The organism is Paenibacillus glycanilyticus NBRC 16618, from assembly GCF_004000805.1.
Classification (GTDB): Bacteria; Bacillota; Bacilli; order Paenibacillales; family Paenibacillaceae; genus Pristimantibacillus; species Pristimantibacillus glycanilyticus.
The window spans coordinates 85,908-109,618 of sequence record NZ_BILY01000010.1 but is presented as its reverse complement, the minus strand read 5'-3'; the positions used below and the strand labels follow the sequence as shown (position 1 = coordinate 109,618).

Annotated in this window: 30 protein-coding genes; 27 read left to right on the top strand and 3 right to left on the bottom strand. The window is 49.7% G+C overall.

Translation table 11 applies throughout. The annotated features are described in order from the left end of the window. Nucleotides 1-250: 250 nt before the first annotated feature. Complete coding sequence (locus tag PGL01S_RS10425) at nucleotides 251-1,588, top strand: arsenic transporter (RefSeq protein WP_127494242.1); 1,338 nt, start codon at nucleotides 251-253, stop codon at nucleotides 1,586-1,588. 198 nt (nucleotides 1,589-1,786) lie between these two features. Here PGL01S_RS10425 and serA read toward each other — a convergent pair whose 3' ends face one another. Next, nucleotides 1,787-3,379 (bottom strand): phosphoglycerate dehydrogenase, encoded by a 1,593-nt coding sequence (serA, locus tag PGL01S_RS10420; protein WP_127494240.1) that lies wholly within the window; start codon nucleotides 3,377-3,379, stop codon nucleotides 1,787-1,789. A gap of 388 nt (nucleotides 3,380-3,767) precedes the next feature. Here serA and PGL01S_RS10415 point away from each other — a divergent pair, with 388 nt between their 5' ends. Further along, nucleotides 3,768-4,094, top strand: coding sequence for a rhodanese-like domain-containing protein (locus tag PGL01S_RS10415; RefSeq protein WP_244935562.1), 327 nt, complete (start codon nucleotides 3,768-3,770; stop codon nucleotides 4,092-4,094). 11 nt (nucleotides 4,095-4,105) lie between these two features. Here the strand turns inward: PGL01S_RS10415 and PGL01S_RS10410 are convergent, their stop codons facing one another. After that, the gene (locus PGL01S_RS10410) at nucleotides 4,106-5,011 is read right to left on the bottom strand and encodes a hypothetical protein (protein WP_127494235.1); all 906 of its coding nucleotides are present in this window, start codon (nucleotides 5,009-5,011) and stop codon (nucleotides 4,106-4,108) included. A 105-nt stretch (nucleotides 5,012-5,116) separates the two neighbouring features. On the opposite strand from PGL01S_RS10410, the gene PGL01S_RS10405 reads away from it, so the two are divergent. Beyond that, on the top strand, nucleotides 5,117-5,719 hold the full coding sequence (locus PGL01S_RS10405; RefSeq protein WP_127494232.1) for a CPBP family intramembrane glutamic endopeptidase: 603 nt from the start codon (nucleotides 5,117-5,119) through the stop codon (nucleotides 5,717-5,719). After that, nucleotides 5,716-5,949, top strand: coding sequence for a hypothetical protein (locus PGL01S_RS10400; protein ID WP_127494230.1), 234 nt, complete (start codon nucleotides 5,716-5,718; stop codon nucleotides 5,947-5,949). The genes PGL01S_RS10405 and PGL01S_RS10400 overlap by 4 nt, the downstream gene beginning before the upstream one ends. Here the strand turns inward: PGL01S_RS10400 and PGL01S_RS10395 are convergent. Then, nucleotides 5,939-6,805 (bottom strand): polysaccharide deacetylase family protein, encoded by an 867-nt coding sequence (locus tag PGL01S_RS10395; RefSeq protein ID WP_127494228.1) that lies wholly within the window; start codon nucleotides 6,803-6,805, stop codon nucleotides 5,939-5,941. The two genes, PGL01S_RS10400 and PGL01S_RS10395, sit on opposite strands and share 11 nt — an antisense overlap. Nucleotides 6,806-6,933: 128 nt before the next feature. Here PGL01S_RS10395 and PGL01S_RS10390 point away from each other — a divergent pair, with 128 nt between their 5' ends. From PGL01S_RS10390 to PGL01S_RS10285, 23 genes are all read left to right on the top strand, one after another. After that, the gene (locus PGL01S_RS10390) at nucleotides 6,934-7,299 is read left to right on the top strand and encodes a hypothetical protein (RefSeq protein WP_127494227.1); all 366 of its coding nucleotides are present in this window, start codon (nucleotides 6,934-6,936) and stop codon (nucleotides 7,297-7,299) included. A gap of 220 nt (nucleotides 7,300-7,519) precedes the next feature. Beyond that, nucleotides 7,520-8,134: a genetic competence negative regulator gene (locus tag PGL01S_RS10385; RefSeq protein ID WP_015843976.1), complete on the top strand. Its 615-nt coding sequence runs from the start codon at nucleotides 7,520-7,522 to the stop codon at nucleotides 8,132-8,134. 137 nt (nucleotides 8,135-8,271) lie between these two features. Beyond that, complete coding sequence (locus PGL01S_RS10380; RefSeq protein ID WP_127494224.1) at nucleotides 8,272-9,516, top strand: Glu/Leu/Phe/Val family dehydrogenase; 1,245 nt, start codon at nucleotides 8,272-8,274, stop codon at nucleotides 9,514-9,516. A gap of 46 nt (nucleotides 9,517-9,562) precedes the next feature. Continuing rightward, nucleotides 9,563-10,261, top strand: a complete 699-nt coding sequence (gene prsW / locus PGL01S_RS10375; RefSeq protein ID WP_127494222.1) for a glutamic-type intramembrane protease PrsW — start codon at nucleotides 9,563-9,565, stop codon at nucleotides 10,259-10,261. 51 nt (nucleotides 10,262-10,312) lie between these two features. Next, complete coding sequence (locus tag PGL01S_RS30810) at nucleotides 10,313-10,468, top strand: hypothetical protein (protein WP_015843979.1); 156 nt, start codon at nucleotides 10,313-10,315, stop codon at nucleotides 10,466-10,468. A 73-nt stretch (nucleotides 10,469-10,541) separates the two neighbouring features. Continuing rightward, entirely contained in the window at nucleotides 10,542-11,900 is a 1,359-nt protein-coding gene (gene ypeB, locus PGL01S_RS10370) for a germination protein YpeB (protein ID WP_127494220.1), read from the top strand. 60 nt (nucleotides 11,901-11,960) lie between these two features. Beyond that, nucleotides 11,961-12,614, top strand: a complete 654-nt coding sequence (locus PGL01S_RS10365) for a flagellar brake protein (protein WP_127494218.1) — start codon at nucleotides 11,961-11,963, stop codon at nucleotides 12,612-12,614. Nucleotides 12,615-12,681: 67 nt separating this feature from the next. Beyond that, the gene (locus tag PGL01S_RS10360; RefSeq protein WP_127494216.1) at nucleotides 12,682-12,864 is read left to right on the top strand and encodes a hypothetical protein; all 183 of its coding nucleotides are present in this window, start codon (nucleotides 12,682-12,684) and stop codon (nucleotides 12,862-12,864) included. A 334-nt stretch (nucleotides 12,865-13,198) separates the two neighbouring features. Then, entirely contained in the window at nucleotides 13,199-13,903 is a 705-nt protein-coding gene (gene cmk / locus PGL01S_RS10355; RefSeq protein WP_174806546.1) for a (d)CMP kinase, read from the top strand. A gap of 4 nt (nucleotides 13,904-13,907) precedes the next feature. Further along, nucleotides 13,908-14,483, top strand: coding sequence for a lysophospholipid acyltransferase family protein (locus PGL01S_RS10350; protein ID WP_127494214.1), 576 nt, complete (start codon nucleotides 13,908-13,910; stop codon nucleotides 14,481-14,483). Between the two features lie 78 nt (nucleotides 14,484-14,561). Beyond that, on the top strand, nucleotides 14,562-15,800 hold the full coding sequence (rpsA, locus tag PGL01S_RS10345) for a 30S ribosomal protein S1 (protein WP_127494212.1): 1,239 nt from the start codon (nucleotides 14,562-14,564) through the stop codon (nucleotides 15,798-15,800). Nucleotides 15,801-15,978: 178 nt separating this feature from the next. After that, complete coding sequence (locus PGL01S_RS10340) at nucleotides 15,979-16,587, top strand: YphA family membrane protein (protein ID WP_127494210.1); 609 nt, start codon at nucleotides 15,979-15,981, stop codon at nucleotides 16,585-16,587. Then, on the top strand, nucleotides 16,584-17,498 hold the full coding sequence (locus PGL01S_RS10335) for a YIEGIA family protein (RefSeq protein WP_127494208.1): 915 nt from the start codon (nucleotides 16,584-16,586) through the stop codon (nucleotides 17,496-17,498). Before PGL01S_RS10340 ends, PGL01S_RS10335 begins: the two co-directional genes overlap by 4 nt. Further along, entirely contained in the window at nucleotides 17,491-17,670 is a 180-nt protein-coding gene (locus PGL01S_RS10330) for a capping complex subunit for YIEGIA (RefSeq protein ID WP_127494205.1), read from the top strand. Before PGL01S_RS10335 ends, PGL01S_RS10330 begins: the two co-directional genes overlap by 8 nt. A gap of 80 nt (nucleotides 17,671-17,750) precedes the next feature. After that, on the top strand, nucleotides 17,751-19,073 hold the full coding sequence (gene der, locus PGL01S_RS10325) for a ribosome biogenesis GTPase Der (protein WP_127494203.1): 1,323 nt from the start codon (nucleotides 17,751-17,753) through the stop codon (nucleotides 19,071-19,073). A gap of 12 nt (nucleotides 19,074-19,085) precedes the next feature. Further along, on the top strand, nucleotides 19,086-19,691 hold the full coding sequence (plsY, locus tag PGL01S_RS10320) for a glycerol-3-phosphate 1-O-acyltransferase PlsY (RefSeq protein WP_127494200.1): 606 nt from the start codon (nucleotides 19,086-19,088) through the stop codon (nucleotides 19,689-19,691). 8 nt (nucleotides 19,692-19,699) lie between these two features. Continuing rightward, the gene (locus PGL01S_RS10315; protein WP_127494198.1) at nucleotides 19,700-20,734 is read left to right on the top strand and encodes an NAD(P)H-dependent glycerol-3-phosphate dehydrogenase; all 1,035 of its coding nucleotides are present in this window, start codon (nucleotides 19,700-19,702) and stop codon (nucleotides 20,732-20,734) included. 94 nt (nucleotides 20,735-20,828) lie between these two features. Continuing rightward, entirely contained in the window at nucleotides 20,829-21,101 is a 273-nt protein-coding gene (locus PGL01S_RS10310) for a stage VI sporulation protein F (RefSeq protein ID WP_174806545.1), read from the top strand. A 124-nt stretch (nucleotides 21,102-21,225) separates the two neighbouring features. After that, on the top strand, nucleotides 21,226-21,405 hold the full coding sequence (locus PGL01S_RS10305; protein WP_015843993.1) for a DUF2768 family protein: 180 nt from the start codon (nucleotides 21,226-21,228) through the stop codon (nucleotides 21,403-21,405). A gap of 45 nt (nucleotides 21,406-21,450) precedes the next feature. Then, nucleotides 21,451-21,747, top strand: a complete 297-nt coding sequence (locus PGL01S_RS10300; RefSeq protein ID WP_127494194.1) for a 2Fe-2S iron-sulfur cluster-binding protein — start codon at nucleotides 21,451-21,453, stop codon at nucleotides 21,745-21,747. A gap of 28 nt (nucleotides 21,748-21,775) precedes the next feature. Then, on the top strand, nucleotides 21,776-22,387 hold the full coding sequence (locus PGL01S_RS10295) for a nucleotidyltransferase family protein (RefSeq protein WP_127494192.1): 612 nt from the start codon (nucleotides 21,776-21,778) through the stop codon (nucleotides 22,385-22,387). Further along, on the top strand, nucleotides 22,384-22,731 hold the full coding sequence (locus PGL01S_RS10290; RefSeq protein WP_127494190.1) for a 2Fe-2S iron-sulfur cluster-binding protein: 348 nt from the start codon (nucleotides 22,384-22,386) through the stop codon (nucleotides 22,729-22,731). Before PGL01S_RS10295 ends, PGL01S_RS10290 begins: the two co-directional genes overlap by 4 nt. A gap of 66 nt (nucleotides 22,732-22,797) precedes the next feature. Beyond that, a complete protein-coding gene (locus PGL01S_RS10285; protein WP_164775438.1) occupies nucleotides 22,798-23,517 on the top strand; it encodes a YphF family lipoprotein in 720 nt (239 codons plus the stop codon). Nucleotides 23,518-23,711: the final 194 nt, after the last annotated feature.

Sequence of the window (23,711 nt, the reverse complement as noted above, 5' to 3'; positions counted from 1 at the left end):
GGGGGAAAAGCAAAAGCGGGGATACCCGGTAAATATCATTAGGGGATATCTATCAATTACAGATAGAAGATGGTTTTCATAGAGCTCGGGTGATAGACCAGTACGAGCTATTTATCATGTACATATAAATACAGTATATCGTTACTTATAACCAGTTCGAGTGAAGGGAGTGTATCTATGAAAGCATGAAAAGCTAGATTTCTAGATTAATAATGAAATGAGTGAGTTGAGCATGAAGAGAGGTTAGAGCATGAATGATTTAATGACGATCATTACCATTTGTACCTTCTTCCTTACGATTGGCTTTATATTCTGGAAACCCAATATTAATGAAGCGATTCCGGCATCCGTGGGAGCCGTAATCATACTTTTAACCGGAACCGTATCTTTGGCCAACCTCGGAGAGATCACGGAAACGATAAGCGGAGCAGCGATTACGATTATAGCTACGATCGTAATGGCTATCGTATTAGAAAGCTTCGGTTTTTTTCAATGGGCTGCCGAGATTTTGGTTCGGAAAGCAAGGGGATCGGGCATCCGGTTATTTTGGCTGACGAACCTATTTTGTTTTCTAATGACGTTATTCGTAAACAATGATGGCAGTATTCTCATTACGACCCCAATTTTATTAATGCTGCTTAATAGCATGGGACTTAAAAATCATCAAAAAATCCCCTATTTGATTTCCGGCGCACTTGTCGCGACAGCATCCAGCGCACCGATCGGAGTCAGCAATATTGTCAATCTCATTGCTCTCAAGATCGTTCATATGGATCTCTATATGCATACGGCGATGATGTTCGTTCCTGCTTCCCTTGGCCTCGCATTTATGACAGTTATCCTCTTTATCCTTTTTTACCGTACCCTTCCGAAAAAACTGCCTCCAGTAGCACCGTGGAGCTTAAAACCAGGCGGCCATCCACTTAAGGGAGAATCCAATGAAGTCAAAGTTAGAAGCACGAAATTCATGCGCAATGTGCTGATATTCGTTTTCTGCGTGCGTGCAAGCCTGTTTGTTGCGTCATATATTCATTTCCCGGTATCTTTGATGGCGGTTATCGGATCTGCTATACTGCTCGCTTGGCGATGGATTTATCTGAAGATTCCGCCTGTGGATATGATTAAGAAAACGCCATGGTATATACTGGTTTTTGCATTCGGGATGTATGTCATCATCTATGGCCTGCGAAATCTTGGCCTTACGGAGTGGCTTATCCAATTGTTGCAGCCGCTTGTCGCCGGCAGTCTGGTGCACGCCAGCGTCCTCATGGGACTGCTGCTGACGATCCTGTCCAACCTGTTCAACAATCACCCGGCATTAATGGTAGGAACATTGACGTTAACCAACATGGGACTTGATCCGATTACGCTTAAGATCTCTTACCTCGCAAGTGTCATCGGCAGCGATATGGGATCGCTTATCCTTCCGATAGGCACGCTTGCAACGATTATGTGGATGCACATCCTTAGAAAAGGCGGCGTAAAAATAAGCTGGGGCCAGTACTTGAAAGTTACGATAGTTGTCATACCGATTACCGTTATCGTCACGTTAATCTTGTTAAGCTTCTGGGTATCGTGGTTGTTCTGATTGCCGAATGGCTCAAGACCCTGGCGGAAAATAAAAAATGACCTTCGGGAAGGAAGGTCTCGGGATACACATCATCAGTTTATGAGAGCGTTAAGCCATAAGCTTGGGTTTTTCCGGCGCATGCTTCTCATTTAACAAAAAAGCATGTAAAAACGCCGGGCATAAGCTGATCGCAGCTTCATGCCCGGCGTTTTTTTACTAGAACAATGTAATTTCTTTTGCTGTATTCAGTTCAGGCAGGCTAGTCAATTGCTCAAGGATGTCTTTGCCTGCGTTTTTATCAACAGTAAGAACCATGATCGCGGAACCGCCAGCGAGCTGACGACCTACCTGCATCGTAGCGATGTTCACGTCGTTGTTGCCAAGAAGCGTACCAACGCGGCCGATGATGCCCGGTTTGTCGTTGTGGGAGATCAGGATCAGGTTGCCTTCCGGCGTAACGTCAACCGGGAACTTGTCGATTTGAACGACGCGCTCGCCGTAACCGGTAAGCAGTGTGCCAGCTACGATACGCTCTTCTTGTTTCGTGCGGAGCGATACCGTTACCAGGTTCGTAAAATCTTTGGAAGCCTGGGATTTTTGCTGAACGATGTTCAAGTCGCGAACTTTAGCAAGGTGCATCGAGTTAACGACGTTTACTTGGTCGGAGCCAAGGTGATGCGAGAGCACGCCTTTTACAATGTAACGAGTCAGCGGCTGTGTATCTACCTCTGCAAGCTCGCCGGAGTAACGCACGGTAATTTCCTGTACGGCACCTTCCGTAATTTGCGCAACCAGGCTGCCGAGCTTCTCGCCCAGCGAGTAGTATGGCTGCAGCTTGCTTTGCAGGTTAGCAGGGATAGGAGGCATGTTAACCGCATTGCTGAACGGCTCATTGCGCAGGATGTGCAAGACTTGCTCCGATACATCGATTGCCACGTTCTCTTGAGCTTCAACCGTGGAAGCGCCAAGATGCGGAGTTACGATGATTTTAGGATGCTTCAGGAATGGATGGTCCTCTGCAGGAGGCTCCACTTCAAATACGTCGAATGCCGCGCCGGCTACGATGCCGGCATCGATTGCTTCGACAAGGGCAAGCTCGTCGATGATTCCGCCGCGCGCACAGTTGATAATGCGCATGCCAGGCTTCATAACTTCGAATTGTTTCTTGCCGATCATGTGACGGGTTTCCGGAGTAAGCGGAGTATGAACCGTCATGAAGTCCGCGTTGCGAACGATTTCGTCAACGGTAGCCAGCTTAATGCCAAGCTTCTCTGCACGCTCTTCCGTCATGAACGGGTCATAACCCATGATTTCCATGCCAAATGCTTTAGCGCGTTTTGCAACTTCGCTGCCGATACGGCCCATGCCAAGAACACCAAGGGTTTTGTTGCGAAGCTCAACGCCCAGGAACGATTTACGGTCCCAAACGCCGCCAACGGTTTTCAGGTAGGCTTGCGGGATGTGACGGGCAACCGCCATCATCATGGCAAAAGTATGCTCACAGGTTGTAATCGTATTGCCGTCTGGTGCATTGATAACGATAATACCGCGTTGAGTTGCTGCTTCCAAATCGATATTGTCTACGCCTACGCCTGCGCGGCCTACAACCTTGAGCTGTTTGCCTGCTTCCATAATACGCGGTGTTACGCGTGTCTGGCTGCGCACGAGCAGGGCGTCGTATTCGCCGATAATGCTCACCAATTCGTCTTCGCTTAGTCCGGGCTTTTTGTCGACTGCTACATCTTGCGCGTCTACAAGCTGTTGAATGCCCAGATCACTGATGGGATCCGATACTAACACTTTAAACATATGTAGATTGCCTCCTAAAATTTTTGTGAAGTGCCGACATAAGGAGCAAACAGGGGTTTGCTTCTTATGTCGGCACTTCACGTCCATTTGTATTCTGATCGTTGTTGCTAAAACAAAAAACCCCGTCCCGGCACAGTAACGAGAGCGAGCCGGACGAGAGGTTCGTCTAAATTGCGGGCAATCGTAAATGGCAGTTGTTGTCTCCGATGTGTGAAAAAAAGCACGATTTATATCAATACGAAACGTGATTAAACCGATATGGACAACCGTTATTATTTTATAGCAAGGTGGTGGACAAATGCAATGTATAAACTTGATCAAATGTGAAATTTTCGTTATGATTCAAAGCATTACAAGAGATATTAAGAGGTCAGGGGAGAGAAAGGCATTGATTGAGTGGAAGGAATTGGATCCGGAGCTGCTGCTGCGCATGCTTGCGGACGGACAGATTGAACCGGAGCAAATCATCGACGTACGCGAAGCTTACGAATGGGATTATTATCATCTGGAATCATCCCGGTTAATACCCATGAATACGATCCCCTACAGTCTCGGAACCATTTCGGACGACAAACCGTTATATATAGTATGCGCGCATGGGGTACGCAGTGCGGCCGTTTGCAATTATTTAGAAGAACAAGGCTACGGCAACCTCCACAATGTTACCGGCGGAATGGCTGCCATAGCCTCGTTGCAAGGGTTTCAATACGATTAAAAAAGCTTAAGTTAAGAGAAGAACGGTAGCTGAGGCAGAAGATCTTTATTGTAGAGCTTCGAGCGATTCTCGGTGAAGTCCCCGCTGCGGACGGCCTCCGTATCGATCAGCAGATCGGCAATTGCGGATACCGTCTTCAAATTCAGCTTCGCGGACTGGCCGGAAGCGATAAAATCATCGATGCGGCTTGTCAGATCCTGCGGATAATAAGCCGTGAATTGCTGACGCGAAGCCATTTGATCCGCCATCAGCTTGTTTTTCACGATCAGAGGCAGGCTTGACCATTTGTTGATTTCGATTACCTTAGGCATTGTATAATTAGCAGGGATGTTTGGTTCAACCGTTGCTCCCCATTTCATCATGGCGGTGTAGTAAGCTTGTTGAGCAGCCAGTGCCTGCTTGACCGCAGACTGGTAAGAACCCAATTGCTTAATGCTGTTTTGAAGCTTGGCTGCATCCCCGGATTTCGAGCTTGCAGCCGCTGCCTTCGCTGCCTGTTCGAATTGCTCCAGACTTCTGATATAATTCGTTTGGGCATCGCCGAGAAGCGGGGACTTCTGCATATCGAAATTGGAAGCCGCGGTTCTTTTCGAGCGGGCGAGCTCCGCTAAATTTTTTAGGGTAGACGAAGCGCTGCCGCCTTGGCCTTTCGCGAAGTCGTCCATCGCATCATCCCATTCGGATTGAAATTCACGGTAAGACAAAAATACGGTATGATAGAAAGAGACAAGATCCTGCTGCTGATAGGGGCTGCTTTTTTGAACCGCTGCCGCCTGCAATTCTTTCATTTCGTACTTGGTTTCCGTTTTGGACGTTCCGAGCTTTACGCCGTAGAAGAATGCACCAACCGCGCAGACGAGCATAAAGACAAACCCCAAACTAAATATCATTGCGGAACGAGGTAAACGTTTCTCCATCACAAATCTCCTTCTATGTATTAGATATGCCGTCGTTTGTGCCCTATCAGTATAGGTGAAATGATCATAAAAGGAAATATGACCTACTTAGACAGGCGGGAAGCTATGAAAAAATTCGATCTCCGTAATATCCGCGTGCGTCAACTATCCGTAGATGAGATAGACGACCGCATGCTGCTAGTAAATCTTTACGTTACGCAAGCGATTACTATTATTATCGGTTTGGTGTGGGCATTATTTCAGCGTTCCAATCCATTTCTGTTGTTGCAATTTCCCGACAGCCTCTCTTTTTTATGGTGGGGACTGGGATTAGGCGCCGCCGTCATTGCCGTTGACCTGCTGATTTCCAGATGGGTACCGGAGGAAGCAACCGATGACGGCGGTATTAATGAACGGATATTCAAGAACAGACCGGTGTGGCATATTGCCGTTATTTCGTTAGTGGTCGCCATTTGCGAAGAGGTATTGTTCCGGGGGGCTGTGCAGCACTCTTTTGGACCTTATTGGACAAGCATTATTTTTGCTGCCATTCATGTCCGTTATTTAAGGCATTGGATCCCAACGGGTCTTGTCTTTTCGATTAGTTATGGGTTAGGCTGGATTTATATCCAGTCGGGAACCTTGTGGGCACCGATTGTTGCGCATTTCCTTGTGGATTTCATTATGGGGCTGATTATCCGATTTAGGAGGGAGCAAACAGAGCAGTGATGAGCAGAGTGGAGAAATTCGGTAGCTCAAGAGGAAGAAGACAACATGAACAGGCGGCAGTTCAGCCTGGCATCGCGACCGACACGAATGCAGAGGCGCTGCCGCCTAGACGTAAAGTACACCCTTCCAATTCCTATAAAGTGACCAAATGGTATTATAATGTATTATTTTTATTATTCGTTTGTCTGGTGGCAGGGCTGTTCTGGTATGGCGTCCGGTTTACGGACTGACCTGAATCGTCTCGGGATCGATAAAGGAATACCCCTTATCCTCAAGCTTTGCGAGCAAGCCGTCGAGCGCGGCAGCCGTCCATTTTAATTCGTGCATTAGAATATTGGCGCCGGGATGAAGCTGCTCCAGCACATTGCCGATTACTTTGTCCGGATCGCCGGGAGCTTTCTGCTCCCAATCGAGTGAACCATTCGACCACGTCATGAACAGCATGCCGTGGTTTTTTGCTGCTTCCTTCACCGTATCTCCGCCGGACCCGTAAGGCGGCCTGAAAAATTTCGGTTCCTTGCCGGTTAAGGCTTTAACCTCTGCTTGGACATCCGCAATTTGCGTCTCCACCTTGCCAGGTTCCTCTTTCTTAAGATCGATATGGTCCCAGGAATGATTGCCGATCGTCTGGCCGCGGTCATGGATCAGCTTTAACAGCTCGGGGTGCTGCTTCACTCGATAGCCGTTAACGAAAAAAATCGCTTTTGCCTTGTGCTTGTCCAAGGTATCAAGCAGGCTGTTTATCACCTCTTCATTATGGGGAGCATCGTCAAAGGTAAGCAAAACGGCTTTTTTAGATGCAGTTGCCTCGTTAATAGGGACGAATCGGTAGACTGCAGTCATTTTATACAGCGGCGCCATGACCTTGGGAGAAGGACTGGGCTCTGCCGCGGGAGTTGCCGAAAGCGCCGGGGTTTCAGGGGCAGGCAATGTCTGCCGTCCCGGCGGTGACTGGGCGTCTGCCGAATGGGCAGTAGGTAGTGCGTTTGCGCTTCCGGTGGTCGTCTCGGACGCTGAACCGCAAGAGGTCAATAGGGCTGTAAGGGCAAAAACGGCACAGAGCGTATTCATCGTTGTTTTCGTCATTGGTTTTCCCGCCTTGTTGTCAATTGTTGGCTAGTCTAAAGCCATATTACCATAACAAGCGGTACCGATTCCTATTTCCGCTTTCCTTAATTTGTGGAGGATGCCGCAGGTTTTGAGGGAGAAAATAAATGTTGCAACTATCCCCGAAGGAGGTAACGAAAGCCATGAGAATCGGCGGGTTTATGTTAGGCGCCGTCGCAGGACTTGCGGCAGCCGTGTACGTATCACGCAAAAGACCAGGTATGGCGGCGTGGGCATCCAGCTCGCTTGCGGGCGCATGCTCATCCATTGGCAGAAGTGCCGCATCGATGATGATGAGACGAGGAATGAATAAAGCAATGGCGGCAACCAATATGGCCCCAAAGCATTCAGACGATACCGCCGGAAAGCAAGGAGGAGGCTGGGAGCAGGTTGAGAAGCTGATCAACAACGATCCCGGACTTAAGGAGCAGGCGAGCCAGATCATGGCGGAATCGTCTTTCAAGCCGCATTAAATGAAGCTGTTTTTGGAATCGGTTGATGTACGCGCCTTAGCCGGGTGCTGCACAAACGATTCTTTTTTTGCCTATTTTAGGTGCAATCCGGGGACAGACATGTTAAAGTAAATACATAGTACGATTTGATCATTTTTGATCTTTTTGATCTTTTTGATCACATCCTGCTAATAATTTCATACGCTGTTTACAACAGATGCTGCAGAGGAGGGATCCTGTCATGAAAATCGAACGGCTTAGTCAGGACAAGATACGGATTTTCCTGACGTTCGACGACCTGCTCGAGCGTGGGATCCAGAAGGAGGACATGTGGCGCGAAATTCCCAAAGTACACGATCTTTTCAGTGAAATGATGGAACAAGCATACAGTGAACTTGGTTTCGATGCCAGCGGCCCTCTTGCGGTCGAAGTGTTTGCACTCCCCGCCCAAGGTATGGTGGTGATTGTCACCCGTGGCAAGATGAACGGTCATTCCGATGAACGGGCAACCGATGATGAAGACACGGAAGACGAGATATACGAGATGGAAGTTACGATGGAGCAGAGCGATATCGTGATGTATTCATTCCGGGATTTTGAGGATGTCATTAATGTATGCAAACAGCTCCAGGCAGCTTCGCTTACAGAGGATGGACGCTTGTATTCCTACAACGGAAAATGGATCCTGGCCCTTGAACCGGCTTTGATCGAGACGGCGCGCCATAACGCGGTTATCGCGCTGCTAGCCGAATACGGAGAAGCGACATCCGTTACCTACGCGATGCTGGAGGAGTACGGCAAGGTTATTATGCCATCTCAAGCTGTCCGGGAAATTTGCACTCATTTCTATAATTGAGCAGCACATGAATGTGGAGCATCGGCAGACAATATTGTCTGCAGGTGCTCTTCTTGCATGTTCTGGCCCCCTTTTGGAATATCGTGATGTATACACGCTCATATTACAAGTAGACAAAGGCGGGTGAACTTGAAATTATGGCGGATAACAACGATGTGCTCAAATCAACACAGGTAGTTATTGAAGAAGCCCTATTGAAGCTTGGCTATAAAGAGGATATGATTGAACTCTTAAAGGAACCGATGCGTATCTTGAGCGTCAGGATACCCGTCAAGATGGATGACGGGAAGACGAAGGTGTTTACCGGTTACCGGGCTCAGCATAACGATGCGGTTGGTCCAACAAAAGGCGGAGTCCGCTTCCATCCGGCCGTAACGGAGAACGAAGTAAAGGCTTTATCCATCTGGATGAGCCTGAAATGCGGAATCGCCGATCTGCCTTATGGCGGAGGTAAAGGCGGAGTTATCTGTGATCCTAGAAAAATGTCTTTCGGGGAGCTGGAACGGCTCAGCCGCGGATACGTCCGCGCCGTGAGCCAGATTGTGGGTCCGACGAAAGACATCCCGGCTCCTGATGTCATGACGAATTCGCAAATTATGGCATGGATGCTAGATGAATACAGCCGGATTAGGGAATTCGACTCACCCGGTTTCATTACCGGGAAGCCAATCGTGCTCGGCGGCTCCAGAGGACGGGAGACGGCTACGGCACGCGGCGTTGTCATTATGATTCATGAGGCGCTTGCCCTTAAAGGCATAGAGCTGAATAAGGCGAGAATTGTCATTCAAGGCTTCGGCAATGCCGGAAGTTACCTTGCCAAATTCATGCATGAGGCCGGTGCGCGCGTAATTGGTATATCCGATGTGAACGGAGCGTTGTATAATGAAGATGGATTAGATATTCCTTACTTGCTCGACCGTAGAGATTCCTTCGGCAATGTAACGAATCTATTCCCCCAGACGATATCCAACACCGATCTGCTCGAGCTGGAATGCGATGTGCTTGTACCTGCTGCCATCGAGAATCAGATTACCGAGGATAATGCTCCGCGTATCAAGGCGACTATTGTCGTAGAAGCGGCTAACGGCCCTACGACACTCGAAGCGACTAGGATTTTAACCGAACGGGGCATTCTTCTTGTTCCGGATGTTCTGGCAAGCGCCGGAGGGGTTATCGTTTCTTATTTCGAATGGGTCCAGAATAATCAGGGCTTTTACTGGGATGAACAAGAAGTGGATGACCGGCTGCGCGTCATGATGATCCGCGGCTTTAACCAAGTATATGAGATTCATAAATCAAGAAATGTGAACATGCGGCTTGCCGCCTATATGGCAGGCGTACGCAAAATGGCAGAGGCGGTGCGTTATCGCGGCTGGGTGTAACCGGCGGCTGCGCAGCCGCCGGATGCCTGGGAGGTGAAACATCGAATTGCTATTGTTTTCTGTGCTGACTGCCGCGGTGGCTCCGGGTATATCGCTGCTTACGTATTTGTATCTGAAGGACCGTTATGACGCAGAGCCGATTCATATGGTCGTTCGCATGTTTCTGCTCGGCGTCCTCATTGTCGTGCCGATTGTAGTCATCCAGCGAGGGCTGCAGCTTTGGTTCGGCGACCATCAGCCCATGCTGTTCTCTTTTGTGGAGTCGGCGGGCATTGAGGAATTTCTGAAATGGTTCGTGCTCTACCATATGATTTACAACCACACGGAGTTCGACGAGCCGTATGACGGGATTGTCTACGCCGCTTCGATCTCGCTTGGCTTTGCAACGCTGGAAAATGTATTGTACGCGATTTACTCGCCGGCCACGTTCGGAACCTTGCTCATGCGCGCGCTGCTGCCCGTCTCCGGGCATGCGCTGTTTGGCGTCATGATGGGTTATTACGTCGGCAAGGCGAAGTTCGCTACTTCATCCAAGCGCAATATTTATTTGACGATTTCGTTAGGTCTTCCGTTGCTGCTGCACGGTACGTACGACTACATCATGATTTCGTTCAAAACCAACTGGATTTACGTCATCATTCCGTTTATGGTGGCCTTGTGGGTATGGGGCCTCCGTAAAATGAACCGTGCCAATTCGCGCTCGCCGTTCCGCTTCATCAGCCGCGAAGATGAGGTTAAATTGTAAGCCTTTCGTCTATAATGACTAGTAATAATTGTTAATTGACGGAGGCAAGGAATGGAACCGAGAGTTAAGGTAACGATCCGGTGCAACGTATGCGGCGAGAAGTTTGTACTTCGCGGCAAACGGGAAAAAGGAATGATCGACACCGGCTTCAAGCAATGTATTTGCAACAATACAAACGACCTCGATATCGAGGAACACAGCATTTGACACAGATGCATAAAGCTCCCTTCCGCAAACCAAACTAACGCTAGGTTTTGCAGAAGAAAGGAGCTTTTTTGTTATGTACAAACGTCTAAGCGCGGTGTTGTTCCCCATCATGACGCTTTTCTTAATCGGCTCAGTGTATTGGGGCTATCAAGAGCACCAAGAGAAAAACTCGATTCTCATAAAGGCCGAAAACCAATACCAGCGTGCTTTCCATGATCTCACCTATCATGTCGAGCAGCTGCATCAGCAGCTCGGCAACACGCTGGCGGTCAACTCCACCTCCCAAAGCTACCATCGCAAAGGGCTAGTTAACGTGTGGCGTCTGACAAGCCAAGCACAGAACGAAATCAACCAGCTTCCTTTGACAATGCTGCCTTTCAACGAAGCGGAAGACTTCTTGTCGCATATTTCCAATTTTGCCTACAAAACTTCCGTGAGGGATTTGACCAAGCAACCTTTGTCCCAAGACGAATTCAAGACGCTGAAAACCTTGTATGCCAAATCGGAGGATATCTCCAAGGATTTGTATAAAATGCAGGAGAAGGTGCTGAGCGACCATCTGCGCTGGATGGACGTCGAGGTAGCTCTCGCAAAGCAGAACTCGCCAAATGACAATACCATTATCGACGGGTTCAAAACGGTAGACAAAAAGGTAAGCGAGTACCCTGAGATCAACTGGGGTCCTTCGGTCGCAAGCATGTACCAGAAGCGTACCATCAATATGCTTAGCGGCAGCATGGTTACGGCGGAGGACGTGAAAAATCGCGTAACAGACTTCCTCGGCACGAAGCCTGCGGACATCCGCGTGGTCGAGAATGGCAAAGGCACGGAGTATTCTTCGTACTCCGCTACGGTAACAGAGCCGAAGTCGGGCCGAAAGCTGCAGATGGATTTTACGCAAAGAGGCGGCAAGCTCATCTGGTTTATGGATTCCCGGGATATTGGCGAGAAAAAGCTAGGTCAGAGAGAGGCCCAAGCTTCTGCTGAGCAGTTTTTGAATGACCATGGGTTTAAAGGCATGAAGGCGGTCAGCTACAACATGTTTGATAATACGGGCGCCTTTACCTTTGTCAGCACGCAGAACGGCGTTCTTATCTATCCGGAGAAGCTCACCGTCAAGGTTGCGCTGGATAATGGAGAAGCGGTGGGTCTTCAGGCGAATGACTACGTGTACGAGCAGCATAAGCGCAGCATTCCGGCAGCCAAGCTGTCCAAAGCCGAAGCCCGCAAAGCGCTTAATCCCGAATTCAAGGTAGCAAATGATCAGATGGCCCTGATCATGAACGAATTGGGCGAAGAAACCTTGTGTTACGAATTTACGGGCGGCATTAACGGCAGCGATTACCGGATTTACATCAATGCGGAGAGCGGTGTCGAAGAAGCGATAGAAGAGCTGTCACCTCTCGACAAACGGACAAGTTCCGGCAAATAACGATATGGCTCCCCTCAAATTGACGTGTTATAATAAACACCAATATGGGAGGGGAGCCAATTGTTGCCTAGAGTAAACCAAATGTTGTTTTTCGAGATCGCGTCTGCTGATGAAGAAGAGGCAGCTGTAGAATACAAAGCGAGAATTGCGGATGAGCTGGAAGACGGTTTACTTATCGAGAATCCGCTTAATATCACATCGGGTCGGATGAAACGGCTTTATTTGGGGGACGAGCTGTCGGTTTATTACGTATCCGATGAGGGTATAAAGCATTATTTCGACTCGCATGTCATTGGCTTCCGGGACGATGTCGTTAAGCTCATCAAGATCCGCAAGCCGGATCCCGAACGGATTACAAAGATCCAACGCCGGCATTTCCTTCGCGTGTCCGCTGATCTTGAGATCGCCGTAAACCTGTCGGGCAATGTCCGCTTCGTTACGGTTACCGACGATGTAGGCGGCGGAGGGATTTCCTTCCTGTGCGACGGGAAATGGCCGATTACATCCGGCATGGAAATGGACTGCTGGCTGTTGATTCCCTATAAGAACGGTACGCTTGAGCATGCCTCCTTCAAGGCGGAGGTTGTAAGGGTAGTTGATCTCGCCACGGGACGCAAGCAGGTTATGAGCAAATTTATTGCCATCAGCGACAGCGAACGGCAAAAAATAATCAGATTCTGCTTCGAAAGACAGCTGGAATTCCGCGGAAGATAACGCTGCATAAAGTAGACGCCGTCTACGCATCCTATTCGGAAAAGACAGGAAAAGGATGGAAGCGGCGATGCGGATTGCAGAGGACGAAGAAGAGTTGAAAAAGCAAATGGATGCCGTGTCGAAACGGCTGGTCCGATTTGCTTTTATACTTATAATCGGCGTGGTGTTAACGCAAATTTTGCTTCAAAATGACATGGTTCGACATTGGGTGACAGCCGTCGAGCATTGGGAAGGCGAGGCTTACCGTTAGCTTGCTAAGCCCTAAGGAACAGCGTTTTCGGGCAATTGCCGTTTTTGCATCTGCGTATATTGTGTGGTATAATTTTCACGATCGCAGGCGGTGCCTGCTTTTTTCTTGAAATTCTAAGTTTTTCTTGGAATTTGCCGGAAATGATACATATTCCCGGTTATTATCAAATGGGCTGCGGCCTATTTGGTCCGGCCAAGCCGTTTAATGCCTGAGAAGCAGAAGCCCGCATCAGCATTCGGCCAGCCGTTTGATTAAGCTTAGGCTATCGATGCAAGAATCAACACGAACAGCCTGAACCGGGCTGCCAGTGTGTTAATTCTTTTGAGGAGGTAGAATGTTGGTGATGCAGCAAGACGGTGACAGCGACCGGATCAACATTGCGATAGACGGTCCTGCTGGTGCAGGAAAGAGTACGGTCGCACGCAAGGTTGCCGAACAGCTAGACTACATCTATATCGATACGGGAGCGATGTATCGGGCTGTTACACTTAGTGCCCAGAGGGCGGGAATTGAGCCTCGGGACAATGAAAGACTGGCTAAGCACGCAAGGACGCTGGATATCAAGCTGGCGCCGGGCGAGAAAGGTCAAGCCGTCTTTTTGAATAGCGAGAATATAACGGATCTGATCCGTTCCAGGGAAGTCACGCTTGCCGTCTCGCATATCGCGGCAAATGAAACAGTTAGAGAATTGCTTAGCAAGCTTCAGCGGCAATTGGCAGAGCGCAAAGGCGTTGTCATGGACGGCCGGGATATCGGCTCGCATGTGCTGCCGAACGCTGAATTGAAAATTTTCCTCACCGCATCCGTACAAGAACGCGCACAGCGTCGCTACAAAGAGATTGCGGGAACGCAGTCGATTACCTTGGAGCAGCTTGAACGGGAAATTGCGGAACGCGACCGCCTGGATGAGCAACGCGAGATTTCACCGCTCATTTGCGCGAAGGACGCAATCGTTCTGGACAGTACGTCGATGTCAATCGATGAAGTTGCGGCTTCCATTGTGAAATTAAGCCGAACCAAATTGGCGGAGGCGAAGTAAACTAATGTTATACGGCATTTTTAAAGCAGTGTTTAATGTCCTTTACGGATTATTGTTCCGCCTTGAAGTCCGGGGATTGGAGAATATTCCGAAGGAAGGATCCGTGATCCTGTGTTCCAACCATATCAGCCTGCTTGATCCTCCTGCTGTCGGCATCAGGGTGCCGCGCAAGGTTCACTATATGGCCAAAGCCGAGTTGTTCAAAATCCCGGTATTCGGACCTTTGATTCGGGCATGGGGCGCGTTTCCCGTAAAACGGGGCGTCGGCAAGGATGCGATCCGCTCCGCGCTTAACCTTCTTGGCGAAGGAAAAGTGATGGGGATATTCCCGGAGGGCACGCGTAACAGCGACGGCGCAGCGGCAAAGAAGGGCGCAGCGATGATTGCTTACCGCAGCGGAGCAGCAATTATTCCCGTAGCGGTAGTAGGCCATTATAAGCTTTTCCGTAAAATGAGAGTTTTCTACGGCAAACCGGTTGATATTTCTGCTATCATAAATGAATCCTCGCCGGATAAGCTGGACCTTATTACGGATGCCATTATGTCTCGCATTTATGAGATGATTGAGAAGAACAAATAAAAGGTGTTTTAAATACTGCTTTTCATCGTGAAAGCGGATTTAAATAAAGTTGGGGTATGAATTGAGGAGGTTATTTCCATGTCAGAAGAAATCAATGTTCAAGACCAAGCAGCAATGGACAACTTTGTGTCCTTGAAAAAAGGCGATACTGTAAAAGGTACAATCATCAAAATCGATGATAACCAAGCTTATGTAAGCCTTGGATATAAATATGACGGCGTCATTCCGGTTCGCGAGCTTTCCGCGGTGCAGCTGGATAACGCAAACGATGCCGTTCAAGTTGGCCAAGAGGTTGAACTTAAAGTCGTCAGCATCGACGACGAGAAAGAAAAGCTGGTTCTGTCGAAGCGTCTGATCGACGGTGAGAAGGCTTGGGATGTTCTGCAAAGCCGCTTCGAAAGCGGAGAAGTATTCGAAGTAGCGGTTGCTGACGTTGTAAAAGGCGGCCTCGTGGCTGACGTTGGCGTACGCGGCTTCATTCCTGCTTCCATGGTAGAGCGTCATTTCGTTGAAGATTTCAGCGATTACAAAGGCCGCACGCTCCGCGTTAAAGTGAAAGAAATCGACCGCGAGAACAACAAAGTGATCCTGTCTGCAAAAGACGTGCTGGACGCTGAGTTCGAGCAAAACAAACAACAAGTCATTGCTGGCCTGCAAGTTGGCGCGCAATTGGAAGGCACTGTGCAACGCCTGACGCCGTTTGGCGCTTTCGTGGATATCGGCGGCATCGACGGTCTGGTTCACGTATCCGAGCTGTCCTGGCAGCATGTTGCTCATCCGAAGGATGTTGTATCCGAAGGCCAAAAGGTTACCGTTAAAGTACTTAAAGTTGATCCAGCGGCAGGCAAAATCAGCCTGAGCATCAAAGCTGCTCAACCGGGTCCTTGGGAATCCGCTTCCGGCCAATTCAACGTTGGCGACATCGTAACGGGTACGGTTCGCCGCCTTGTTACTTTCGGCGCATTCGTTGAAATCGCTCCGGGCGTTGAAGGCCTTGTGCACATCTCGCAAATCGCTCACCGTCACATCGCAACTCCTTTCGAAGTTCTGAAAGAGGGCCAAGAAGTGCAAGCGAAAGTGCTTGATTTCAACCCAGCTGAAAAACGCGTAAGCCTGAGCATCAAAGAAACGGAAGAAGCTCCAGAGCAGCCGGCTGCTTCTGAGCAAGCTCCTAAAGCAGGCAGACCTCAACGCGAGCGTACTCCTCAGGTTAAGCCGGAAGATCTGGGCAATAACCCGAATGTCAGCTTGAACAGCTCCAGCATGAGCTACTCGCTGGCAGAGCGTTTCGGCGATAAGCTGAGCAAATTGAAATAATTTAATATCGATGTAATTAGAGAGGCTGTTCCTGATGATGTGTTAATCAGGAACAGCCTCTTTTTCTATTCCGGAATTGTCAAATACGGGAATAGCACCTTTTATTTGGAGCATAATAGGTCAACGAGAGGTGATTCTGCGAGTGAATGCCGGATATATTTCAATCTGGATAATGCTAATGGCTTTTATTTTACTATCAACGGGCTGGTCGGATTTTGTCGGATTAACGATTAAGCATAAAAGATGGGCTTTTGTCGCACTTGCCGCGTGTGCGGCGCTTCAGCCGATACAAGAAACCTTCCGGCTTGGACCCGTGCAGCTTCATGTTTTTGCGGGTACGATCCTGATTATGCTGATCAGCCTGCTTGCGATGCGCGGGCCGCTTGTATGGGATTCGCGCGGCTATCTTCTTATCTGCGCCTTGCTGGCCGGGATGATCTGGGGGAGCGTAAGGAAGATGTACAGCGTTGATCCCGTGTTCTTCTGGCTTGATCCGATGCTTGACGGTCCCGTTGTTGCCGGCGTGCTGGCAGCGGCTTTCTCTTCGAAGGGGCAGCATCAATTAACCGTCCTGCTGTATGCCGGCGCTGCAGCAGAGCTTGTTCATGCCTTGCTGCAGCGCGGAGTTTACGAGGCGTCCGTCGGTTCGCTGCAGTGGTGGGACAGCATCTGGATTGCCTTTGTCGCTGCGCGCCTGATCAGCTTGCTGTTTATGCTCGTTCGCGCCGGCGTTACACGATTTATAGCCATACCCTGGCGCAATAAAGGAGGAAGCTCACCCGAATGAATGCTTATCTTGTTGAGCACAAAATGCTGTTAGGCGTATTGCTCGGAATTGTATTCGGCATTGTATCACGGCTTCTTATGCTGACTACGGATTACAGGCAGTATCCGACTTATCCTCACGGGCGGATTATCCATATCTCCCTTGGCGTTATTGCCGCTGCGCTCGGTGCGGTTGCCGTTCCCGCCCTTTACAATAAGGACTATACGGCGATTACCTTCTTGTCGCTTGCCGCTCAGCAATTCCGCGATGTGAGAAAGATGGAAAGAGAGACCTTGACCAAAATCGACGAACTGGAGCTTGTCAGCCGAGGCTCCACGTACATTGAAGGCATTGCCATGGTGTTCGAGGGACGGAACTATCTTGTTATTATGACGGCATTGGTAACAAGCCTGTTCTCAATCATCTGGAACATCTATTTAGGCTTTGTCGGCGGGATCCTATCCTTGCTCTTTGTCCGATTTCTGAAATCGGGCAAAACGATATCCCACATTTGCCGCACGGAGGGGGCGGAGGTTCGAGTTGACGGTCCGGATCTGTTCGTTGGCGACATCTATATCATGAACGTGGGCCTGCAGTCGAATCAGGAGATCATCAAAGAGCGGGGAATGGGCTTTATTCTGACTCCCTATAATCCGAATGGAAAAGTAACGATTGGCAACTTGGGCCAAAGACAGGCAATCCTGTACGATCTGTCCACGATTCTTGGCGTATACCGGGATGACGGAGAGCCGGCGCTTATTCCGATGGCCAAGCTGGATATGAAGGACGGCCGTCTTGCCGTATTTTTCCTGCCGCAGGAGAGAGATATGTCCAAAGCGCTCCAGATTATCAACAAGGTGCCGATCCTGGAGTCCGCCGTTCGCATGCCTACGGAAGCTTCGGTTAATAAGGAGGCTCCAAACAATGGCTAAGATCATCGCGGTTGTAACCACTCAGCACGAGAAGGTTGGCGGAGGCGCGCCTATTTTCATTGAACCGGATGAGAAAGCGATGCAGCAGACCGCCTTCCTGCTCGAAAAAATATTGGATGCCAGCGCGCACGATTTGAAAAACGGCACGATTGTCATTGTAAACCATCATTAAAAGATGAAAAGTTCGCCAAGAACGTTGTTTTTTGCTATGATGATAGTCGTGAGTATTTCTGAAGGAGTGAGCATTGACCTATGGCAAGACCCGTTATTGCAATAGTTGGTCGCCCGAATGTGGGCAAATCCACCATTTTTAACCGGGTGGTTGGCGATCGGCTGGCAATCGTTGAAGATAAACCGGGCGTAACCCGGGACCGTCTTTATAGCCCAGGAGAATGGAATGGTAAAGCATTCAGCATCGTTGATACAGGCGGTATTGAAATCGATGGCGAAGATGAAATTATGAAATCCGTCCGCATGCAAGCGGAGCTTGCTATTGAGGAAGCGGACGTCATTATCTTTATGTGCGACGCGAAAGCAGGCGTTACGCATGCGGATGACGAAGTGGCGCAAATGCTGTTCCGTTCCCATAAGCCGGTCGTTCTCGCTGTAAACAAAGTGGACAACCTGAACCGGATGGACGAAATTTACGAATTTTACGGCTTGGGCTTCGGTACTCCGATTGCGGTATCCGGCTCGCATGGCCTCGGAATCGGCGACATGCTGGATGCGGCGATTGAGAAGCTTCCCGAGCTTGAGGATGACGGCTATGACGACGATGTTATCCGCGTAGCCTTGATCGGCCGCCCGAACGTCGGCAAATCGTCGCTTGTTAACGCGCTGCTTGGGGAAGAGCGTGTTATCGTCAGCAACGTTGCCGGAACTACCCGCGACGCGATCGATACGCCGTTCGAGCGCGACGGCCAGAAGTACGTGCTGATCGACACGGCCGGCATGCGCAAGCGCGGCAAGGTTTACGAGTCTACGGAGAAATACAGCGTAATGCGCGCGTTAAAAGCAATCGAGCGTGCCGATGTTGTGCTCGTTCTGATTAATGGCGAGGAAGGCATCATCGAGCAGGATAAGCATATCGCCGGTTATGCGCATGAAGCGGGCAAGGCTTCGATCTTTGTCGTGAACAAATGGGATGTTGTCGAGAAGGATGACAAGACCATGCAGGAATTCACGCAAAATATCCGCGACCACTTCCTGTTCATGACTTACGCGCCAATCGTCTTTTTGTCTGCGAAGACAAAACAGCGCTTGCACAAGCTGCTGCCAGTCGTAAATCATGTATCGGAACAGCATGCCATGCGTATTCAGACCCATCTGCTTAACGATGTCGTGTCTGACGCGGTTGCTTACAATCCGCCTCCGACGGATAAAGGCAAGCGTCTCAAAATCAATTACGTGACTCAAGTGGCGACCAAGCCGCCTACCATCGTTATCTTCGTTAACAATCCGGAGATGATGCACTTCTCGTACGAGCGGTATCTCGAGAACAAGATCCGCGCGGCATTTGATTTTGAAGGAACGCCTGTCCGTTTGTTCACAAGAAAGAAATCGGATGAAGATTAGGGGAGAAGAAGCTTGATATACGCTGTAATCGCGGTTGTTCTGAGTTATTTGCTCGGCTCGGTATCGTTTAGCATCGTAATCGCAAGACTGGTGAAGGGCATAGATATCCGGGAGCATGGGAGCGGCAACGCAGGCGCTACCAATACGATCCGGGTTCTTGGAAAAGGGCCGGGGCTGCTTTGCTTCGTGCTTGATTTTGGTAAGGGGATTGCCGCGGTATTTATCGGTCGCTGGCTCGGATTGGACGGCGTTGACTGGACGCCCGCAATATGCGGCCTTGCGGCGATAATGGGACATAACTGGCCGATTTATTTCAACTTCAAAGGCGGCAAAGGAATTGCGACCACGATTGGCGCAATTGCGGCGCTTGCCTTTGTACCGGCTCTGATCGCCGGAGTAGTTACGATTATCGTCATTGCCATCACCCGTTACGTATCGCTTGGATCGCTTATTTTCGCGGCTTTGACTCCCGTACTTATTTCGATTTTCTTTTATTCCGCGCCTGTATTAACAGTCAGTCTCATTCTATGCGTATTCGCGTTTGTACGGCATCGTACGAACATTGTTAAGCTGCTGCAAGGAACAGAGAACAAGCTTGGTGCTAAGAAAGGGTCGTGATCGGAAGGATGTCGCAAGTAAAGTCGGAACGTAAAGGGCGTGCGGCGGTATTGGTGGCAGGCAGCTGGGGAACCGCGCTTGCCGCCGTACTGGCCGGCAATGGTTACGATGTACAACTGTGGACACGGTCTGCCGAGCATGCGGACCAGATGAATGCCAGTCATAAGAACGAGAAGTATTTGCCTGGCGTTGATCTGCCGGCGTCGCTCCATGCGACAACGGACATGCAGGAAGCTCTCAGGGATGTGGAGCTGGCTTTATTTGTCGCCCCTTCATCGGCAATGCGGGCGGTTGCGAAGCAAGCCGCTCCTTATTTGGCGAAAGAGACTTTGGTCGTCCATGCGACAAAAGGCTTTGAAGCAGAAACGCTGAAACGGATGACTACCGTATTGTCGGAAGAGCTGGACCGTCCTGCCGACAAGATTGTCGTGTTGTCGGGCCCAAGCCATGCCGAGGAAGTGATTCGCAAGCAGCCTACAACGGTGGTGGTTGCTTCCGCGGACATGAAAGCGGCGGAGCAGGCGCAGGACGCTTTCATGAGTACATATTTCCGCGTCTACACGAACCCGGATGTGGTTGGCGTGGAAGTGGCGGGCGCGATCAAAAATATTATCGCACTTGGAGCAGGATTGTCAGACGGCCTTGGCTTTGGCGACAACGCGAAAGCGGCTTTGCTCACCCGGGGTCTTGCCGAGATCAGCCGTCTCGGAACGGCAATGGGCGCTAATCCGCTGACCTTTGCGGGTCTTGCGGGCGTTGGCGACCTGGTCGTAACCTGCACGAGTCAGCACAGCCGGAACTGGCGCGCAGGCTCCATGCTGGCGGACGGCACGCCGCTCGAGGAAGTGCTGGAGCGGATGGGCATGGTCGTGGAAGGCGTAAGAACGACCCGGGCAGCCAACGAGCTTGCGAAGCAATATGATGTGCAAATGCCCATTACGGCAGAGTTGTACAGCGTACTGTTTGCGAACAATTCTCCAAAGTCCGCGGTCGAGAATTTGATGGGCCGCTTAAAGACGCACGAAATTGAACAGTTAGGCTAAGACATGCGCCTATACCAAACATTTGCCCTCCTCATATGATGTTCCAAGGCTAACGCTTATGAGGTCTTCAGCGACATTGAAGGAGGGGAATGTAGTGGCAAAGGATCTTTCCAAAGATGTTCTTAATGCAATAAATAAAAAAACCGGAAAAAACATATCCGAGAATGCCGTAAAGAAACTGGCTAACGGTGTATCGGCTTCAACGATGCAGAACGAAGACGAGCTCCGGAAGCTGATTAAGAGTGTATCGGATATGGCGAAGGTTCCGGTATCGGACAAAACGATGAACGATATTGTTAAAGCCGTGAAAGCAAGCGGCATGAGTATAGGCGGTATCGAATCGTTGATCAAAATGATGATTAAGTAACGTAAGAGCCAAAAAATCTGCTTTCAACAAGCAGATTTTTTGGCTTTTTTTGTCCTTTTTTGAGCTTGATGTTATAATGAGTGTTGCATTTATTACCGTTTTCAACTAGGGAGTAGATTAGTTCATGGATCCAATGACGAAGATGTGGGTATCTTTAATCGGAATCGGACTTATGGCGATCGCCGCCGTAATCATTACGTTCGCCCGGTTAAAGACCAAAGGAATTATCAAGTTTACGTTATCCTTTGTTTCCTTTATTCTGCTTGTATTTGGTTTTCTATGCGGGCTGATTGCCATTGTCTAACAGAGAGGCCATACATATCGACAACGCGAAAGGAATCGTAACCGCATGATTGAACTGAAGGGGCGAACAAAAACGGCGGTGGTTGAGCCAGAACTCGGGGCGACGCTCCTAAAGCTCGCGCTGAAAGCAAAGGTAGATTGGTCATCCAACTGCACCCGCGGAACATGCGCGAGATGCCGTTGCTTGATTGAAGAAGGGGCCGAAGCCCTTGAAGGAATTACGGATGCCGAATGGGACCGGATGGAGCCGGAGGAGTTTGAAGACGGTTACCGGCTAGCCTGCCAAGCAGTCGTGAAGAACGGAGAGATCCCGGTAAAAGCCATAAATAAGCCGTATTTCTAGCTAAAACGCTGGGGGAGGATGTGCAGTGATGAACAAAGAAATATCCATAGAGAACGCTCTTGCTGCAATCGTCCGGCTGCTCGAGGGTACTCGTGCTGAATGGGTTCTTGGCGGAAGCGCAGGTCTAATGCTGCGTGGTCTGCCGCTACGGGATAAACCGAATGATATCGACTTGTATGCCGACGATGAAGATTACGATCTCATATACGAGCGGCTGAAGCCGTATGCTTCCGATACGAAGGAACTGAGCGAATGCGGTAATTACCGGTCCATCCTTAGTCATTTTGTCATTGAAGGCATTCCGGTAGAACTGGTCGGCGGCTTTGTCGTCCGTTCGGAAGGCTCGCGTTATATAACCGAAGTCCGTAAATTGCTGAAACCGTATTCGGAGCAATTTGTTGTCAAGAACGGGCAAGAGGAGCTGTATGTTCCGGTTGTTCCGCTTGCGCATGAGCTCTGGTTCAATAAACTGAGACAACGCGAAGACCGGCTGCAATTGATCGTGGATCATTACATTAAAGAGGAATCGCTGCACGAGGCCGCCCGATTGCTCCTTGAACAGCGGAATGTGTTTACTCTGGAGACCAAGAAGCAAATGAATCAACGGCTTTCCGGCAAACAGGCAGGTGCTGCCAAATGAGCGGAAGGATTACGTTCTGGCCTTCAGGCACTACGATTGAAGTAAAGCCGGGAACCCCGATCCTCTCGGCGGCGAGAAGGGCCGGCGTGCTCATTCAGACCCGCTGCGGCGGTAACGCGGCCTGCTTTATGTGCAAGGTGAAAATACGTCCGGGCAGCGACCTGATGCCTATCGCGGATGAGGAGAAGCGTAAACTTGCCGGTCTGGAAGAAGAGGGCTACAGGCTTGCCTGCCAAGCTAAGGTAAGAGGAGTGGTTCAAGTCGACGTGCCGCTTGATCCGCTTCGAGCCGCCGTTCAGAAGCTTCTGGCGAAGCAGGCGGAAGAAAAAGACGAGTTGTGGTAGAACGAGGAGGAGCAGCAATTGATGCGGGTAAAAAAGAGAAATTCATTGTCTGGAGCTTCTGGCCGTATGGCAATGCTTACTATACTGATCGTGACCGTATTGTCACTGAGCGGCTGCATGTACCCCAAAAGCGAGCTTAAGCAAAATCAGGCCGCGCCAAAGGAAGCCGTCCGGAATGTCCAGGCGGCTATCGATCAATACCAGTCGGAGACCGGGATGCTGCCTATGAAAAACAGCAGCGCCGATACGCCGGTCTATGAAAAGTTCCAGGTTGATTTCACGCAGCTGAAGAACAAGGGATATCTAAGCTCGATACCAACCGCAGCTTTCGAGAATGGCGGCAATTATTATTTCCTGATCATTAACGAAGAGACTAAGCCGCAAATCAAGCTGATGAATCTGGTTACCTATCAGCAGATCAATGACATTCAAAGCTGGGTGAACGATTATAAAAAGAATCACGATAACGGGCTGCCGAAAGGCGAGGCCGCTTACCCAGGCTATTCTTATATCGATTATAAAGCGATGAACAAAAAGGCGCCGGAGCTGCGCAGCGATTATTCCTTCCAGACGATTGCGGCCATTATGGACGAGTCCGGCCGCGTGTATACGGATTACGGAATCGACATTATGCAAGCCATGCAGAAGAAGGGCGACACGGGTATTTCGGCTGACACCGATCTACGTACCGTTCTGGTTGATTCCGATATGTTTGTACCGGTCAAGGCGCCGGTCTACCACTGGGTGAATAAAGAACCGCAGGCCGCTTCGGAGCAAGGCAAATAAGCGGAAAACACGAATCCTCATTACCATCCTATACGGACCGGTAGTGAGGATTTTTTGGTATAGAAATCTTTACATCTTCATATAACTCAATCTTGGAAGGGCAAGAGCGTGACTGACTTAAGGGAAAAATTGTGAAAGGAATCGGAATATTCGGTAGGCTAGGACAATATGATATTACTAGTCCAACAAGCTGT

Coding starts and splice junctions, on each gene's coding strand:
- PGL01S_RS10425 (WP_127494242.1), top strand. CDS start 251: ATGAATGATTTAATGACGATCATTACCATTTGTACCTTCTTCCTTACG.
- serA (WP_127494240.1), bottom strand. CDS start 3,379: ATGTTTAAAGTGTTAGTATCGGATCCCATCAGTGATCTGGGCATTCAA.
- PGL01S_RS10410 (WP_127494235.1), bottom strand. CDS start 5,011: ATGGAGAAACGTTTACCTCGTTCCGCAATGATATTTAGTTTGGGGTTT.
- PGL01S_RS10405 (WP_127494232.1), top strand. CDS start 5,117: ATGAAAAAATTCGATCTCCGTAATATCCGCGTGCGTCAACTATCCGTA.
- PGL01S_RS10395 (WP_127494228.1), bottom strand. CDS start 6,805: ATGACGAAAACAACGATGAATACGCTCTGTGCCGTTTTTGCCCTTACA.
- PGL01S_RS10390 (WP_127494227.1), top strand. CDS start 6,934: ATGTTGCAACTATCCCCGAAGGAGGTAACGAAAGCCATGAGAATCGGC.
- PGL01S_RS10385 (WP_015843976.1), top strand. CDS start 7,520: ATGAAAATCGAACGGCTTAGTCAGGACAAGATACGGATTTTCCTGACG.
- PGL01S_RS10380 (WP_127494224.1), top strand. CDS start 8,272: ATGGCGGATAACAACGATGTGCTCAAATCAACACAGGTAGTTATTGAA.
- PGL01S_RS30810 (WP_015843979.1), top strand. CDS start 10,313: ATGGAACCGAGAGTTAAGGTAACGATCCGGTGCAACGTATGCGGCGAG.
- ypeB (WP_127494220.1), top strand. CDS start 10,542: ATGTACAAACGTCTAAGCGCGGTGTTGTTCCCCATCATGACGCTTTTC.
- PGL01S_RS10360 (WP_127494216.1), top strand. CDS start 12,682: ATGCGGATTGCAGAGGACGAAGAAGAGTTGAAAAAGCAAATGGATGCC.
- cmk (WP_174806546.1), top strand. CDS start 13,199: ATGTTGGTGATGCAGCAAGACGGTGACAGCGACCGGATCAACATTGCG.
- PGL01S_RS10350 (WP_127494214.1), top strand. CDS start 13,908: ATGTTATACGGCATTTTTAAAGCAGTGTTTAATGTCCTTTACGGATTA.
- rpsA (WP_127494212.1), top strand. CDS start 14,562: ATGTCAGAAGAAATCAATGTTCAAGACCAAGCAGCAATGGACAACTTT.
- PGL01S_RS10340 (WP_127494210.1), top strand. CDS start 15,979: ATGGCTTTTATTTTACTATCAACGGGCTGGTCGGATTTTGTCGGATTA.
- PGL01S_RS10335 (WP_127494208.1), top strand. CDS start 16,584: ATGAATGCTTATCTTGTTGAGCACAAAATGCTGTTAGGCGTATTGCTC.
- PGL01S_RS10330 (WP_127494205.1), top strand. CDS start 17,491: ATGGCTAAGATCATCGCGGTTGTAACCACTCAGCACGAGAAGGTTGGC.
- der (WP_127494203.1), top strand. CDS start 17,751: ATGGCAAGACCCGTTATTGCAATAGTTGGTCGCCCGAATGTGGGCAAA.
- PGL01S_RS10315 (WP_127494198.1), top strand. CDS start 19,700: ATGTCGCAAGTAAAGTCGGAACGTAAAGGGCGTGCGGCGGTATTGGTG.
- PGL01S_RS10305 (WP_015843993.1), top strand. CDS start 21,226: ATGGATCCAATGACGAAGATGTGGGTATCTTTAATCGGAATCGGACTT.
- PGL01S_RS10300 (WP_127494194.1), top strand. CDS start 21,451: ATGATTGAACTGAAGGGGCGAACAAAAACGGCGGTGGTTGAGCCAGAA.
- PGL01S_RS10295 (WP_127494192.1), top strand. CDS start 21,776: ATGAACAAAGAAATATCCATAGAGAACGCTCTTGCTGCAATCGTCCGG.
- PGL01S_RS10290 (WP_127494190.1), top strand. CDS start 22,384: ATGAGCGGAAGGATTACGTTCTGGCCTTCAGGCACTACGATTGAAGTA.
- PGL01S_RS10285 (WP_164775438.1), top strand. CDS start 22,798: ATGGCAATGCTTACTATACTGATCGTGACCGTATTGTCACTGAGCGGC.